General features: G+C 69.1%; 14 protein-coding genes. 5 read left to right on the top strand and 9 right to left on the bottom strand.

Features of this window, described 5'->3' with window-relative positions:
* Positions 1-77 precede the first annotated feature (77 nt).
* From ACZ7HQ_RS08690 to ACZ7HQ_RS08670, 5 genes are all read right to left on the bottom strand, one after another.
* Positions 78-755: an HdeD family acid-resistance protein gene (locus ACZ7HQ_RS08690; protein ID WP_470986529.1), complete on the bottom strand. Its 678-nt coding sequence runs from the start codon at positions 753-755 to the stop codon at positions 78-80.
* Between the two features lie 82 nt (positions 756-837).
* On the bottom strand, positions 838-1884 hold the full coding sequence (locus tag ACZ7HQ_RS08685) for an NAD(P)-dependent alcohol dehydrogenase (protein WP_470986527.1): 1047 nt from the start codon (positions 1882-1884) through the stop codon (positions 838-840).
* 23 nt (positions 1885-1907) lie between these two features.
* A complete protein-coding gene (locus ACZ7HQ_RS08680; protein ID WP_470986526.1) occupies positions 1908-3176 on the bottom strand; it encodes a cytochrome P450 in 1269 nt (422 codons plus the stop codon).
* A 60-nt stretch (positions 3177-3236) separates the two neighbouring features.
* Positions 3237-4640: an NAD(P)/FAD-dependent oxidoreductase gene (locus tag ACZ7HQ_RS08675; RefSeq protein ID WP_470986525.1), complete on the bottom strand. Its 1404-nt coding sequence runs from the start codon at positions 4638-4640 to the stop codon at positions 3237-3239.
* Complete coding sequence (locus tag ACZ7HQ_RS08670; RefSeq protein ID WP_470986523.1) at positions 4637-4855, bottom strand: ferredoxin; 219 nt, start codon at positions 4853-4855, stop codon at positions 4637-4639. The genes ACZ7HQ_RS08675 and ACZ7HQ_RS08670 overlap by 4 nt, the downstream gene beginning before the upstream one ends.
* A 663-nt stretch (positions 4856-5518) precedes the next feature.
* Here ACZ7HQ_RS08670 and ACZ7HQ_RS08665 point away from each other — a divergent pair.
* The 4 genes from ACZ7HQ_RS08665 (at position 5519) to ACZ7HQ_RS08650 (ending at position 7607) form a co-directional block, all read left to right on the top strand.
* Complete coding sequence (locus ACZ7HQ_RS08665) at positions 5519-5932, top strand: hypothetical protein (protein ID WP_470986521.1); 414 nt, start codon at positions 5519-5521, stop codon at positions 5930-5932.
* Between the two features lie 244 nt (positions 5933-6176).
* Entirely contained in the window at positions 6177-6599 is a 423-nt protein-coding gene (locus ACZ7HQ_RS08660) for an SsgA family sporulation/cell division regulator (RefSeq protein WP_470986520.1), read from the top strand.
* A gap of 40 nt (positions 6600-6639) precedes the next feature.
* On the top strand, positions 6640-7020 hold the full coding sequence (locus ACZ7HQ_RS08655; RefSeq protein WP_470986518.1) for an NIPSNAP family protein: 381 nt from the start codon (positions 6640-6642) through the stop codon (positions 7018-7020).
* A gap of 197 nt (positions 7021-7217) precedes the next feature.
* The gene (locus tag ACZ7HQ_RS08650; protein ID WP_470986516.1) at positions 7218-7607 is read left to right on the top strand and encodes an SsgA family sporulation/cell division regulator; all 390 of its coding nucleotides are present in this window, start codon (positions 7218-7220) and stop codon (positions 7605-7607) included.
* Between the two features lie 53 nt (positions 7608-7660).
* On the opposite strand, the gene ACZ7HQ_RS08645 is transcribed toward ACZ7HQ_RS08650, so the two are convergent.
* The 4 genes from ACZ7HQ_RS08645 to ACZ7HQ_RS08630 all read right to left on the bottom strand — a co-directional run bounded on the left by ACZ7HQ_RS08645 (position 7661) and on the right by ACZ7HQ_RS08630 (position 10920).
* Positions 7661-7867, bottom strand: coding sequence for a SpoIIE family protein phosphatase (locus tag ACZ7HQ_RS08645; RefSeq protein ID WP_470986514.1), 207 nt, complete (start codon positions 7865-7867; stop codon positions 7661-7663).
* Between the two features lie 87 nt (positions 7868-7954).
* A complete protein-coding gene (locus ACZ7HQ_RS08640) occupies positions 7955-8332 on the bottom strand; it encodes a hypothetical protein (RefSeq protein WP_470986513.1) in 378 nt (125 codons plus the stop codon).
* A gap of 16 nt (positions 8333-8348) precedes the next feature.
* Positions 8349-9857 carry an MFS transporter gene (locus tag ACZ7HQ_RS08635; RefSeq protein ID WP_470986511.1) on the bottom strand — a complete coding sequence of 503 codons (1509 nt, stop codon included), beginning with the start codon at positions 9855-9857 and terminating at the stop codon, positions 8349-8351.
* Between the two features lie 409 nt (positions 9858-10266).
* A complete protein-coding gene (locus tag ACZ7HQ_RS08630) occupies positions 10267-10920 on the bottom strand; it encodes a TetR/AcrR family transcriptional regulator (protein ID WP_470986509.1) in 654 nt (217 codons plus the stop codon).
* A 251-nt stretch (positions 10921-11171) separates the two neighbouring features.
* Between ACZ7HQ_RS08630 and ACZ7HQ_RS08625 the strand changes: the two genes are divergently transcribed.
* Positions 11172-14393, top strand: a complete 3222-nt coding sequence (locus ACZ7HQ_RS08625; protein WP_470986508.1) for a bifunctional cytochrome P450/NADPH--P450 reductase — start codon at positions 11172-11174, stop codon at positions 14391-14393.
* Positions 14394-14512: the final 119 nt, after the last annotated feature.

Below are 14512 nucleotides of genomic sequence, written 5' to 3'. Positions count from 1 at the left end.
CGGGCGGGCTCACTCGTCGGACGGTCTCATGGCCGTCACACCGACTGACCGGAACGCCGCTCACCGCTTCCAGCCGGTCAGTGCTGAGGGTGCGGACGCGCGTGGAACAGAGGACGCCGCTGGGTGGCCGTGCCCGAAGCGAGATGACCGATCTCGACGCGCGTCCTGATGGCGCGGACCACCTCGGTCAGGCCCACGATGATGGCCATGACGCCCACCACCAGGGTGAGTGTCGCGATCGAGGCGAACGGCATGACGATCATCACGATGCCGGCCAGGGCTCCGATGATCCCGAAGGCGACGTGCCAGCCGCGCCCCGGCATGGCCGGGACTGAGGCCGCCGCGACCGTCTCCGTGGTGCCGCGCAGCAGCCAGCTGAAGCCGATCCACAGGGCGAGCAGCAGGATCGACTCAAGGGTGCCCCGGAAGCAGATCAGTCCCAGCAGGATGGAGGCCGCGCCGGTGATGAAGTGCAGCACGCGAAGGTGCCGTGGGACGTGGGTGCCGAAGGCGGCGGCGAGTTGGAAGACACCGGTGGCCAGTAGGTAGACACCGAAGAGAATGCCAACGACGCGCAGCGTCGCGCCCGGCCAGACCAGGGCGATGACGCCCAGGGCGATGGTGGCGAGGCCCATGGTGAGCAGGATCTGCCAGCCCATGTTCGCCAGGGCGGCCATGCCTTCTGCCACGGGCCTTTCTTCCGGCTCGGTGCCGCGCGGGGGAACGGGGCCCGGGGAATCGGTGGGGAATGTCATGGCGCCTGCCTCCTTCTTGGAGCAGCGTTGTCGCGTCAGTGCATGTCCGTCGTCACCCGACCACGCCGCATGGCGTCGGTACTCATGCGTGGGGGGTGATGACGGCGCGTCCTTGGATCTTGCCGTCGTGCAGGAGCTGGTACGCCTCGGCGGCGCGTTCCAATGGGAAGTGCTCGACCAGCATCCTGATCTTTTCCTGCCGGGCGAGGGTGATCACTTCCATCAGTTCGGGGAGGGTGCCCCAGTAGGGCGAGGCGACCGAGCACTCGTGCGGCGGGCTGGTGAAGTTGACGGGCAGGGCTCCGCCGCCGAGGCCGACGACGGTCAGGTGGCCGAGCACCCTGGCCACCTGAGCAGCCATCCGCAGAGTCGGGTCTGTCCCGACCATGTCCAGCACGAGCTCGGCGCCCAGCTGTCCCGTCAGGTCCTTGATGCGCGTAATCGCCTCGTCGCCCGAGAGAAGCGCCTCGTCGGCTCCCATGTGCTTGGCGGTTTCCAGCTTGCCCGTGTCGGTGTCCACGGCGACTACGGTGGTTGCCGTGGTGAGCGCGCGCAGGATCTGGATGGTCATCTGACCCAGACCGCCCGCCCCGATCACGACCGCGGTCGACCCCGGTCCCAGCAGGTGCAGCGACCGTTTGACGGCGTGATAGCTGGTCAGTCCGGCGTCGCTGAGCGGGGCGGCCTGGCGGGGGTCGAGGGTGCCTAGCGGAATCAGGTACCGCGGCGCCGGGACGAGCAGGTACTCGGCCATGCCGCCGTCGTGACCGCCTCCGAGGCCGGGGCCCTGACCGCCGAGGTTCTGGCAGTAGTTCTCCAGGCCCTGGCGGCAGTTGGCACACACCCCGCAGCCCCAGCAGCCGTAGACGATCACAGGGTCCCCGGGCGTGAACCCGGTGACGCCCGCTCCCAGCCGTTCCACCCGTCCCGCGTTCTCGTGGCCGAGGGTGAAGGGCAGTTCGGTGGCGAGCCCGGGTGGTGGCCCGGGTGCCTCCATGATGTGCAGATCGGAGTGGCACGCACCGGCGCCCGCGACCTTCACCAGCACCTGCCCCGGTCCGGGCTCGGGTACTGGCACCTCGCGCAGCTCCGGCGGTTGTCTCCACCCGACCAGTTGAAAAGCCCGCATGGCGATCCCTCACACACGCCTGGTCAGTCGCGGATGCCGTCGATGTCGACCAGGACGTGCCGCGGTCCGCGGAAGATCTGGTTGTGCCGGTACGGCGGCGGGTCCTCGACGAGCCGGGGGTTCTCCACCCGGCGGACGAACTCGCCGACCGCGACCTGGACCTCGAGTCGGGCGAGCGGGGCGCCGAAGCAGAAGTGGATGCCCTGGCTGAAGCCGAGGTGCTGGTTGTCGCGGCGCTCGAGGTCGAGTTCGTCGGGGTCGGTGAACCGTTCCGGGTCGCGGTTGGCCGAGCCGTACGCCAGGAAGATCGGCGCTCCCTTCGGGATGGTGGTGCCGGCGATGTCGATGTCTTCCAGGGCGGAGCGGGTGTGCCAGAACTGCACCGACGACTCGAAGCGCAACAGTTCCTCCACCGCGGGCACGATCAGCTCCGGCCGGCGGCGCAGCTGCTCCAGCGCGTCGGGGTGCCTCAGCAGCGTGAGGACGCTGTGGGCGATCAGGTTGACCGTGGTTTCGTGTCCCGCGAAGATCAGGAGCAGGGCGTTGCTCGCGAGGACGCCCTTGGACATCCGTCCTTCCGGGCCGTCCTCGTTGACCAAGGCGGAGAGCATGCCCGGGCCGGGCTGGTCGGCGTACCGGTCGAGCAGCTCGGCTGCGAACTGCCCGAAGTCCTGCACGGCCTGCCGGGCCCCGGCCAGTCGGCTCCGGATCTCTTCGGAGGCGGCTTCGGGGCCGAAGTCCAGGGCGTCCAGGGCCGTTTCGATCCAGTGGTGGAAGCGTGGCTCGTCCTCCAGTGGCACGCCCAGGACCTTGCAGATCACCGTCACCGGCAGGGGGTAGGCGAAGTCGTCGACGGCGTCGATCCGGGTCTTGCCCCTCATGCCGTCCAGGAGGCCGTCCACGAGGCGGCGGATGTCGGGTTCCAGGTCGGAGATCAGGTGAGGCGCCTGGGGCGGGCCGACGAAGTGCGGCATCATCGTCCGGCGGTCCCGGTCGTGCTCGGGTGGATCGCAGGTGATGATGTTCGGCTCGGTCAGCGCCTCTCTGATCGGCTCAGCCGCCGGTTCCCCCGAGTCCTCCGTACGGGCCGCGACCGGGACCGGACACTTCCTCGGGTCCGAACTGACCCGGGGGTCGTGGAGCAGCGTGACGATCTCCCGGTAGGTGCTGACGACATAGGTGCCGTCCGGCTGCCGCGCCACCGGGGTCTTGCGCAGTTCCTCGTAGAAGGGGTACGGGTTGGCGCGGTTGGTGTGGCGCAGGGCCTGCTGCCAGGGGGTTTCCTCGACCACGAGGCTCCCCTCCTTCTTCCTGTCGGTGCTGTCCGCTCATCCGCCCGGTCGGCGGTCGGGTCAGCGGTGTCGCGGCCGGAACGCGGCCGTCCGCTCCCTCGGGGCGTGGCCGGTCAGGACGACGTCGGGGATCGCCGTCGGGACCCTCGGGTCCGGAAACTCGGCCGGCATCGGCTTGGCGTCGGGCGGGTGGTCCCATCCCGGAGGGGGAGGCGGGAACGGACCGGACTGCTCGATGAGCTTCCCGTAGTACTCCAGCCACTTGCCGTGATCGAAGGTGACGGCCGCGACGATGCGGCCCCGGTGACCGTAGGCGGCGGCGAAGCGGCGTTCCTCGACGGATCCCTGCGTGAAGACGATCTCGTCGCCGAAAGGCGGCACCCCGACGGACTTGATGTTCACACCGAACTGACCGGACCAGAAGCCGGGCAGCAGCAGATGCGGGCGGTAGTGGGGTTCGAGGTTCACCATGTTGTGGGCCGCGGCCTCCGCGCCGAGCACCGCGTTGTCCCAGTGCTCCATCGCCAGGAACTGATACTCGTAGAGCACATGCGGCGCACGTGCCACATCCCCTGCCACGAAGATGCTGTCGGTGACCACGCCGTTGATGTCGAAGGCCCGTCCGCCGGCGTCGCATCCGACGCCCCAGAAACCGGCCGCCAGTCCGGAGCCCTCCAGCCATTCCACGTTGCGGATCGACCCCAGCGAAGCCACCACCACATCGGCGTCGACGGTCGAACCGTCCGAAAGCTGAGCACGCCGCACGTGCCCGCCAAAGTCGCCCTCCAGCGACGACACGCCCAGCCCGCAGCGCAGGTCCACGCCGTGATCGCGCTGCAGCTGCGCGGCGATCTCCCCGATCACCCCGCCGAGCGCGCCGACCAGCGGCGCCGAACCCCGCTCGACGACGGTCACCGGGATGTCCAGTTCCCGGCAGACAGAGGCCACTTCCGAGCCGATGAACCCGGCGCCGATGACCAGCACCCGCGACGGCGGCTCGGCCAGCTCCTTCTGCAACTGCTCCGCATCATCGCGCGAGCGAATCGTGTGGACCCCGTGCAGGGCGGCCTCGGCCGGGTTCGGCCACTGCCGCGCGCGGGTGCCCGTGGCGATCAGCAACCGGTCGTACGGGACCTGCTCACCGTCGGCCAGGCGCACCTGCTTGGCGGCCCGGTCCAGCCCGATGGCAGCCACCCCGAGCCGCCAGTCGGCATCCACTTCCCGCATGCGGGGCAGCTTGGTGTGGCCGGCCGGCACCCAGCCCTTGAGCACCTGCTTGGACAGCGGCGGACGGTCATACGGCTCGTACGGCTCGTCCCCGATGATGGTCAGGGAACCGGTGAAGCCCTCCTCGCGCAGAGTCTCCGCGGCCCGCAGCCCGGCCAGAGAAGCACCCACGATGACGATCCGGCCGCTGGCCCGGAACTCCCGGACCAGCTCTGCGACCGTTGCCCGCAGAGTCATGGCGCCTCGCCCCGCTCCTCGCCGTCCAAGCGGTCGATCACGATCGCCTGCACCGGGCACGCCGCAGCGGCTCGCTCGACCTGCAGGCGCCGCTCGTCGTCGGGGTTCGGCTCATAGGTGAGCGCCTCCTGGCCGTTCAACCTGAAGACCTCGTGCGCCAGATACACGCATTGCGCGTATCCCTGGCATCGATTCAGGTCCACGACGATCCGCATGGGCGGACTCCTTCCGCTCTGCCTGCGCCCCACGGCGACCATCGACCCGGTCATGCGGCCTCGGTCATGAAGCCCGGGGCCGGTTCTCAGGCCTCCCGTCAGGCGACGGGGCCGGATGCCCCACCCGCCGCCCCGGCCAGGCCACCGAATGAGCAGGTTCGGTGCTCTTCGCTGCGCCGCTTCCTTCACGGTGACGCTTGTCGGCAGTGAGTGTGGGCGTAACCAGACGGGCGCGCTGCATCGACGGTGTCGGCATCAGGGTGTGCCCCGGTCATCACGCCCTAAAAAAATACTCGTCCCGCCTTCCGGCGATCGCAAACCCGACACTGCGGCGAACTGGACGCATCCGTGACTTCGAGCCCTCACTCGCCGGGCTGAGGCGATCTCCGGGCCGCTGAAGCCACCGATCACCAGGCCCCGCTCCGGCCGGCGTGCCGAGGGGACGGCGACGGGCAGCTCGCCCTGAGGAGCGACATCTGCCGGCGCTCGCGCCGGCCGGTCAACGGTTGCCTTCGTCACTTCGACATTTCCGTACAACGTATGGTAACAATGAAAGCGCGCTTCCATACGACGTATGGAACTTCTCGCCCGGACCACACCGGGCGTCATACATCGCCTGACAGAACCGCCGTTGGCGCGGATCACCCTCGGGAAGGAAAGATCATGAACAAGTTCGCGAAGGGCATCGCCCTCACTGTCTCCTCCGTCGCGGTCGCCGGTGTCACCGTCCTCGGTGCCGGGGGCACCGCTTCGGCCGCACCCCTTGCGTCCACGCACGCCCAGCACCCGACCGACGGGGCCGTGGCCGCTGATTACAGCTGGGACCACGGTGTCGGCTACCTGCTCGAGCGGGGCTACTCCTGCGACGAGACCCGCGGCTGGCACCAGGACCGCCACGGCACCGATTCGACCCGGCACGACTGCGACGGTCTCTACTACCGCGATGGTCACTTCTACCGCGGGGAGGGCGAGGGACACGGCCGGACGTCCGACAGGTCCTACCGCCACGACGGGAACCCCCGCGAGCACGACGGTGGGTCCGGCCACCACCATGACCTGAGCCGCGACGACCGGTGAGACGGGTGCCGGCCATGTGCGCAAGCAGTTCCCCCCGGCTCTGTCCCCGCCGGCGGCGGGGACCTGTCCGGCGGTCGGGGGGCGGCGTCCCCGACCGCCGGCCGAGTGAGTGCGGCGCCACCCGTCATGCGGTGCGCCCGTACCGTCCGGCGCCCGCGCCCTGCTGTACCGCCTCCGCCCGCGCTGGCTCTTCGCCACGGGCCGGTGTGAGGCACCGCCGAGCCATACCCAGGAGCGGAAGCCGATGAAGAAGTCCTTGAGAGCCGTAGAACGGCGGGTGACCGTGCAACTGGTCGTCTCGCACGTCTACTCGTTGCCCCTCTGCGTACGTCTGCGCTACGAGCCCGCTGATCCCTATGTCGTCCGTGCCGCCTTCTTCGTCGACTGTGACGAGCCGGTCGAATGGATCCTGGGGCGGGAACTTCTGGCTGACGGGCTGGAGGGTTCCGCAGGCCACGCGGACGTCCGGATCTGGCCGGCCGCAGGGCGGGGTGACGAGTCGGTCTACATCGCCCTCGGGTCTGCCGCAGGCACCGCCTTGCTCGAGGTCCCCGTGCAGGACATCTCGTCCTTCCTTCAGGACACCCAGGCCCTGGTGCCACGGGGTACCGAGTCCGGACTCATCGACTGGGATGCCGAACTGGCACACCTCCTCCCCCAAGGCTGACCGGCGACCATCCATGCTCAGAAGTAAAGGAACCAGTGTCATGTCCCAGTACCAGCTTCGCGTCTACACCCTGCGCAGCTCCGACGCGCTCGCCGCCTACGAGAAGATCTGGGCCCAGCACATTCCCGGTATGGCCAAGCACCGGATCACCACCCACGGCGTCTGGACGGTGCCCGCGGCGCCCGGAAGCGACACTCCCCGGCTGTACGCCCTCGTTTCCTACAAGGATGCCGACGACGTGCAGGAGCGGCTGGAGGCATACCTGTCGAGTCCTGAATTCCGCGCGGACATGGAGGGCTTCGACATCAGCCAGATCGTCGGCCTCGACGAGACCCTCCTGACCCCCACCGTGGACTCACCCCCCCCACTGACGGTTGGCCTGCGACGACTCCGGCAACCACCGTTGGCCACATCTCCGTGATGGCCCCGGCCGGCAGTGGCCTCGCCTGCTCCCGCGGGTGTCACCGTGCCGACCGCCACCGGTCCTCGCAGTAACCGCGTCTCTGCGCAGCCCCTTTGAATCCGACGACAGCCCTTCCGGTGGCCCTCCCCGGACGACTCGAAGCACCAGGAGTACGACCAGTGAAGTCATTGAGAACTGTGGCCCAGGGGCTACCTGTGAAGCTTGTCGGCGTGCATGGGACGTCCTTGCCCATGATCATGAATCTGCGGTACGAGCCGAGTGATCCCTATGTGGTCCATGCCGCATTCACCACCGATGTCGACAGCGACGAGCCGGTGGAATGGATCATCGGGCGCGATGTGCTGATCGACGGCCTGGAGGGTCCCGCCGGCGAGGGGGACGTTCGCATATGGCCCACCGGCGAAGAGGGCTGCCGCGACTTGTACATCCTTCTCAACCCGCCCTCCGGTACGGCCCTGCTCAAGGCCCCAGCGCAGGAAGTCAAGGCGTTCCTGCAGGAAACGGAGGCAGTGGTGCCCCGGGGGGCCGAGCTCGGCCACAGCGACTTCGACCGCTTGCTGGCGCACTTCCTCGCCGGAGGGTGAGTCCTGTCAGAGTGGGACCCGAGGCAGGCACACGGACGTCTGCGCCTCGGTGTTCACCGCCATGGTGAGTGGATGTCCGCAGTCGTGGCGTCGAGGGCTCCGGTCGGTGAGCGGGCTTCCATCACGCCGTCGGTGTAGAGGAGCAGCATGTCTCCCGACTCCAAAGTGAAGGGATCGGTGCTGTCCTTCCGGACGCAGAGGGCGCACAGGTCGACATCCCCGATCAGGGCCCCCAGGCCGAGATGCTCCACTGCGGCCATCCGCCGCCCCTGTTGGTCCGGGGACCAGGTGATCGCCCTGCACTCCCGCCGGCCCGCGCCCAAGCAGTGATGAAGTGCTCGTCGGCGTCATGCACGGTACCGGCGACCTCCTGAGTACCCGGGTGCTGGGGTGATCGGCGCGGGCGACCGCCAAGAGGTCACCCCGAGCTGGGCCTCCTCCCCAGCGGCCAGATGCAGCCAGGCCACCCGCAACGGCCCGATCCGGCGGGGTGGAGGCCGCAGCAGACTCCACTGTGCCGTCCCGGCCACCGACCGCACGCGGCTCAGCGCCCGGGCACGCCGCTCCCGCACGTAGGTAATGAAGACCACCAGAGCCGACAGCACGGCCAGGGCGATGAGCTGGGCCACGTGGCTGGTCGTGGACAGCCCGGCGTGGAAGACCGAGATGATCACCAGGGCTGCCTGCGCCAGAGCCCCGACCAGGGCGGTCAGGTGGGCCCTCAAAGCACTGCTCGTCCCGCTACATGTGCACGACAGGTGCGGCGTTCTCGTTCTGCTGGGGCACACCCCGGCGGTAGAGCACGGCGGTGACGACCAGGCCGGCGACGAAGACGGCCGCCGACCACCAGTACGCAGTGGAATAGCCCTCCAGGCCGGCCTGGGCCAGCACGCCGGGGTTCTTGGGATTGCGGCCGGAGAGGTAGCCGGTGGCTGCGTCGGAGGCCATGGTGCTGAGCAGGGCGATGCCGATGGAACCGCCTATCTGCTGGAGGGTATTGACTGCGGCGGACGCGACTCCGGCATCGGCCGCGGCCACGCCGGAGGTGGCCAGGCTCATGGCGGGCGCGATGACCGTGCCCAGTCCGATGCCGACGAGTACCAGCTGGGGCAGTACCTGCGTCACGTATCCGCTGTTCAGGTCCAGCTTGGTCATCCAGATCAGCCCGGCGGCCACAATGGCCATGCCCAGCGGGACCACCGGCTTCGGTCCTCTGCGCGCCACCAGGACGTTGTTCGCCACCGCGGAGGCGGACGACGACGCAACGATCATGGGCAGGAAGGCGAAGCCAGTCTTCAGAGCGCTGTAACCCAGGCTCTGCTGCAGGTAGTAGGTCAGGAACAGGAACACGCCGAACATGCCCGCGCCGGTGACGAAGAGGGCGGCGAAGGAGGCACCGCGGTTGCGGTCCAGCAGGACCCGCAGGGGCAGCAGCGGATACGCCGCCCTGCTCTGCCACCACACGAAGACGGCAACCAGTACGGCTCCGGCCGCCAGCATGCCCCAGGTCGCCGCCGAGCCCCAGCCGTGCGTCTCGGCGTTCGAGAACCCGTAGACCAGGCAGAACAGTCCGGTGGAGGCCAGCAGAGTGCCGGGGACGTCGAGCTTGGAGGTCGTGTCACGCGGGGTGCGGTGCAGCAGGGCCGCCCCACCGACGAACGCCACCCCCGCGAAGACCACGTTGACGTACATGGTCCAGCGCCAGTCCAGGTACTCGGTCAGCACGCCGCCGAGGATCAGGCCGATGGCTCCGCCGGCACCGGCGACCGAGCCCGCGACGGTGAAGGCCTTCGCCCGCTCGCGCGGTTCGGTGAAGGTGGTCATCAGGAGCGACAGTGCGGAGGGGGCCAGCAGGGCGGCGAACAGGCCCTGGACGGCGCGCGCGATGACGAGCATGGTGAAACCGTTCGCCGCTCCTCCCGCCATGGAGGCGGCCGCGAAGCCGGCCAGCCCCACCAGGAACGTCACCTTCTGACCGACCAGGTCCGCGACCCGGCCGCCGAGCAGCAGCAGACTGCCGAAGGCCAGCGCATAGGCGGTGACCACCCACTGCCTGCCGCTGTCCGAGAAGCCCAGGTCGTGCTGGGCGGACGGCAGGGCGATGTTCACGATGGTGCCGTCGAGGACACCCATCAGCATCGACAGGGAGATGACCAACAGGATCCACCAGCGACGCCGGTGCGACAGGTCGGGCACATCCTCAGCTGTGGTCTCGGCGCCGCAAGCAGCGACGGTGGCGTTCTGGGACATGGGGGCAGCCCTCCGGACAGCGGATGGGGATGGAGGAAGAGAGAAAAGACCGGATCGAGAGATCGGGGAGGTCTCATCCGGTACGGGGCGCCACTTCCCGCTCACGGGCGGGAGCACTCGGCGGCGTAGCCGCCTCGGTGAACGGATGACGCGGGTGATGCAGCTCGACGAGGCCGACGGTCTCCCTTCTCGGGAGGGAGACCCGGAACAAGCCAGCGACCGTGGTCATTTCACGGTTCAGCGTCGGCGTACGGCTGCCGTGCAGGGGCTGGATGGGGAACCACCCCGCCCGGGCGGTCTCACCCGATGTGGCGGGGCGGTTCCCGTGTGCCGCAGCCTGATATCGCCCGACTGCGGGCGCTCCTCAGGCGCCGGCGCCCCGGGGGGGCAGCGTCTCAGGCTGACCGGCTCAATGGCCGGCGTGCCGGCCGTCACGACCGGCGGTGAGGCGGCCTTCCAGGCCCGCGATCAGCGTGTCCATCACGAGACGGAACATGTGGTCCTGGTCAGGGCCTTCAGGGGCCGCACTCGTAGAGGCAGGGGCTGCGTCCGCGGCCCTGTCTTCGCCGGCTTCAGGTCCATGGGACTTGAGGGTCGACCACTGGTGGAGTGCGCCGTTCAGTTCTGCGGTGAGGACACCGATGACGACGGCGACGATCAGCGCGGCGATCTCCGAGACCTCTGACTGCGGCACACCGGCAGCGGCCACGACGGCGGTGAGGGCGGTCCAGAACGGGTCGTCGGGCTGGATGAAGTCCGGCTGGTGGCTGAACGAGTACGCCAGCAGCTTGGGATGACGGTGCGCCAGGGTCCGGAAGTCCGTGGCAAGCAGGCGGATCCGCTCCTGCCAGGGCGCGTCCTCCAGTGTCACGGTGCGGAACTGCGCTCCGACCATTCTCGTCACGCCGCGCAGCACGGCTTCCTTGTTCGGCACGTGGTGGTACAGCGACATCGGGTTCGCGTCGAGCGCGGTGGCGAGTTTGCGCATGGTGAGCGCCTCGACCCCGTCCTCGTCGATGAGCCGCAGGGCGGCGGCATAGATCCCGGCCTCCGTCAGGGGCACGTCTCTCTTCCTCGTTCCCCGCGGGGGGCGTCTCACCTTCTTTTCCATACCTCGTACGGTACCAGTTCCGTACGCAGTATGGAAATGAGCTTCACCACAGCCCCACCTGGAGACCCGGGGTTGCACTCCACTTTCCGTACCGCGTATGGTTCCAATTCCATACGGCGTATGTTTCCGTACGGCGCCACGGCAGCGACCTGCGCAGAGCGCCCTTGCTCACCCCCTCCACACCCTCCGCAGAGGAGCAAGACATGACCACGCAGTCCGCGAACGACCTTCGCCCCATCCGGTCCCCGCGCGGGGTCCCCCTGCTCGGCCACACGCCGCAGATCCCCAGCACCAACCCGTTCGAGTACTTCGCCGAACTGTCCAAGCAGTTCCCCGAGGGCATCTACGGCATGGACGTCGCCGGCATCGAGCAGGTCTTCGTCTATGACCCGGACCTGGTGGCCGAGGTCAGCGACGAGACGCGGTTCTTCAAGCAGATCGACAAGACGCCGCTGATGCATGTCCGGGACTTCTTGAACGCGGGCCTGTTCACCGCGCACCAGCACGAAGAGGAATGGGGCAGGGCGCACCGGATCCTGCTGCCGGCCTTCAGCCAGCGGGCCATGAAGGGTTACTTCGGGCAGATGCTGGAGATCGCCCAGAACCTGGCGGGCAAGTGGGAGGCCAGGGAGGGTCAGCCGGTCAAGATCACCGACGACTACACCCGGCTGACGCTGGACACCATCGCCCTGTCGGGGTTCGGCTACCGGTTCGACTCCTTCGACAAGGAGGAGCTGCACCCCTTCCTCAACGCGCTGCTGGAGACGCTGATCGAGTCGCTGCGGCGCTCGCAGGAGCTGCCGATGATGACCAAGCTCCGCAAGGCGGACGACCGGAAGTACCGCGCGAACATCCAGCAGATGCAGGACCTGGTCGAGAGCGTGATCAAGGAGCGCCGCGAAGGGAAGGGCATCGGTGAGGACGACCTGCTGGGCCTGATGCTGGAGGCCACCGACCCGGACACCGGCAAGCCGCTGGACGACGACAACGTCCGCGACCAGGTGCTGACGTTCCTGATCGCCGGCCACGAGACCACCAGCAGTCTGCTGGCGTTCGCCACCTACTCGCTGATGCGCAACCCGCACGTCCTGGCCCAGGCGTATGCCGAGGTGGACCGCCTGCTGCCCGGCGACACCGTGCCGGACTACGACACGATCATGCAGATGGATGTCATCCCGCGGATCCTGGAGGAGACCCTGCGCCTGTGGGCCCCCATCCCTTTGATCGGCAAGGCGCCGCATGAGGACACCGTCATCGGCGGCCGCTACGAGCTGAAGAAGGGCACGCGGGTCAACATCCTCGAACAACCGCTGCACACCCACCCCAAGGCGTGGGAGCGGCCGGAGGAGTTCGACATCGACCGGTGGCTTCCGGAGAACCGCGCCAAGCAGCACCCGCACGCCTACAAGCCGTTCGGCAACGGTGTGCGTGCCTGCATCGGCCGGCAGTTCGCGCTCGTCGAGGCCCGCCTGGTCCTTGCGCTGGTGCTGCAGAAGTTCAAGTTCGCCGACACGGCCGACTACAAGATGGACGTGCGGGAGGCGCTGACGCGCAAGCCCGACAACTTCGAGCTGATCGTCCGTCGCCGTCAGGAACACGAGCGCACCGTGCTCGGCGCCGCGGACGTGCAGACGGGCGACACGCAGGCGCAGGCCGCGGTGAGCGGCGTCGGTGTGAACCTGACCGTCGCCTACGGCTCCAGCCTGGGTTCGTGCGAGGACCTGGCGCGTACCATCGCCGACCGCGGTGAGCGCTCCGGTTTCGGCACCACCCTGGTCGGCCTTGACGAGCTGGGCGACAACCTTCCCACCGAGGGCCTCCTCGCCGTCGTCGCCGCCAGCTACAACGGCAAGGCCCCCGACAACGCCCAGCGCTTCGACGACCTGCTGGCCGCCGGACTGCCCGAGGGTTCACTGTCGAATGTGCGGTTCGCTCTGCTGGGCGCCGGCAACACCCAGTGGGTGGCCACCTACCAGGCCTTCCCCAAGCGGATCGAGGAAGGTCTGCTGGCCGCCGGCGCCACCCCGGTCGTCGAGCGCGGCATCGCGGACGCCGCCGGTGACTTCGACGGCATGGCCACGCGGTGGATGAACAACCTGTGGGCCACCCTGGCCGAGGAATACGCCGCCGACACCTCCCAGGCCAGCGGCCCCCGCTACCAGGTCCAGCTGCTCACCGAGTCCGACGTGCGCCCCGCCATCGTCTCCGAGCAGGCGTACCCGCTCACCGTGGTCGCCAACGAGGAGCTCGTGGCCGACGCGACCGGACTGTGGGACTTCAGCATCGAGCCGCCGCGCCCGTCCGCGAAGTCCATCACCTTCGAGCTGCCCGAGGGCGTCACCTACGACACCGGCAACCACCTGGCCGTCTTCGCCAAGAACGAAGTCGCCCTGGTGGAGCGCGCACTGAGGCGGCTCGGCGTCGACTACGACCAGGTGCTCCGGCTCGACCAGCCCGCCGGTGGCCGCACCCACCTGCCGGTCGGCACCCCGGTCACCGCCGGCATCCTGCTCACCGAGTTCCTGGAGCTGCAGGACGTGGCCACCCGCTCCCAGATCCAGACGCTCGCCGAGTACACCGAGTGCCCGTGGACCCGGCCGCAGCTCCAGGCGTACACCGCCGACACCCAGGAGGCCGAGGAGCGCTACCAGAAGGAGATCCTCGGCAAGCGCATCTCGGTGCTGGGCCTGCTGGAGCGCTTCCCGGCCGTCGAGCTGCCGCTGGCGGTGTTCCTGGAGATGACGGGCCCCATCCGCCCGCGCTTCTACTCCATCTCCTCCGCCCCGTCCGCCAACCCGCGCCATGTGCGCCTGACCGTCGGCCTGCTGGAAGGCCCGGCCCTGTCCGGCGACGGCCAGTACCGCGGCACCTGCTCCGCCTACGTCGCGGCCCTGGAGCCCGGGGACGTCGTCTACGGCTACGTCCGCGTGCCCTCCCCGACGTTCGCCCCGCCCGCCGACCCCGCCACGCCGCTGATCCTCATCGGCCCCGGCACCGGCATCGCGCCGCTGCGCGGCTTCCTGGAGGAGCGGGCGACACAGCACGCGAACGGCACCCAGGTGGGCGCGTCGCAGGTCTTCGTCGGCTGCCGCCACCCGGAGCACGACTACTTCTACAAGCAGGAGATGCAGGACTGGGAGCGGGCCGGAATCGCGCAGATCCACACCGCCTTTTCCGCGGTGACCGGCCACCCGGCCCGGTTCGTGCAGAACGCCATCGCCAACGCCGCCGACACGGTGTGGCAGGCCATCGAGGACGGCGCGTACGTCTACGTCTGCGGTGACGGCCGCCGCATGGCCCCCGCCGTCCGCGAGGCCCTGGCCGCCATCCACCGCCAGAAGACCGGCAGCGACGACGAGACCGCCCAGCAGTGGCTCGCCCAGCTCGAAGCGGACGAGCGCTACCAGCAGGACGTCTTCGCCTGACCGTCGCACGCCGTCAGGCGCGCCGACCCCCAGCCGCCGGGAGGCGTGCGGACGTCCTGCCTCCCCCGCACGCCTCCCGGCCCCACCAGCCACTCAGCCACCCATGGCACCCATGGCCC

It is taken from the genome of Streptomyces sp. NPDC037290 (genome assembly GCF_055603245.1).
This window is presented reverse-complemented; position numbering and strand designations above follow the sequence as displayed.

Bases quoted from the DNA above. Each gene is read 5' to 3' on its own strand.
- ACZ7HQ_RS08655 (WP_470986518.1), top strand. From the start codon at position 6,640: ATGTCCCAGTACCAGCTTCGCGTCTACACCCTGCGCAGCTCCGACGCG.
- ACZ7HQ_RS08625 (WP_470986508.1), top strand. From the start codon at position 11,172: ATGACCACGCAGTCCGCGAACGACCTTCGCCCCATCCGGTCCCCGCGC.
- ACZ7HQ_RS08670 (WP_470986523.1), bottom strand. From the start codon at position 4,855: ATGCGGATCGTCGTGGACCTGAATCGATGCCAGGGATACGCGCAATGC.
- ACZ7HQ_RS08660 (WP_470986520.1), top strand. From the start codon at position 6,177: ATGAAGAAGTCCTTGAGAGCCGTAGAACGGCGGGTGACCGTGCAACTG.
- ACZ7HQ_RS08635 (WP_470986511.1), bottom strand. From the start codon at position 9,857: ATGTCCCAGAACGCCACCGTCGCTGCTTGCGGCGCCGAGACCACAGCT.
- ACZ7HQ_RS08645 (WP_470986514.1), bottom strand. From the start codon at position 7,867: ATGGCCGCAGTGGAGCATCTCGGCCTGGGGGCCCTGATCGGGGATGTC.
- ACZ7HQ_RS08685 (WP_470986527.1), bottom strand. From the start codon at position 1,884: ATGCGGGCTTTTCAACTGGTCGGGTGGAGACAACCGCCGGAGCTGCGC.
- ACZ7HQ_RS08675 (WP_470986525.1), bottom strand. From the start codon at position 4,640: ATGACTCTGCGGGCAACGGTCGCAGAGCTGGTCCGGGAGTTCCGGGCC.
- ACZ7HQ_RS08665 (WP_470986521.1), top strand. From the start codon at position 5,519: ATGAACAAGTTCGCGAAGGGCATCGCCCTCACTGTCTCCTCCGTCGCG.
- ACZ7HQ_RS08690 (WP_470986529.1), bottom strand. From the start codon at position 755: ATGACATTCCCCACCGATTCCCCGGGCCCCGTTCCCCCGCGCGGCACC.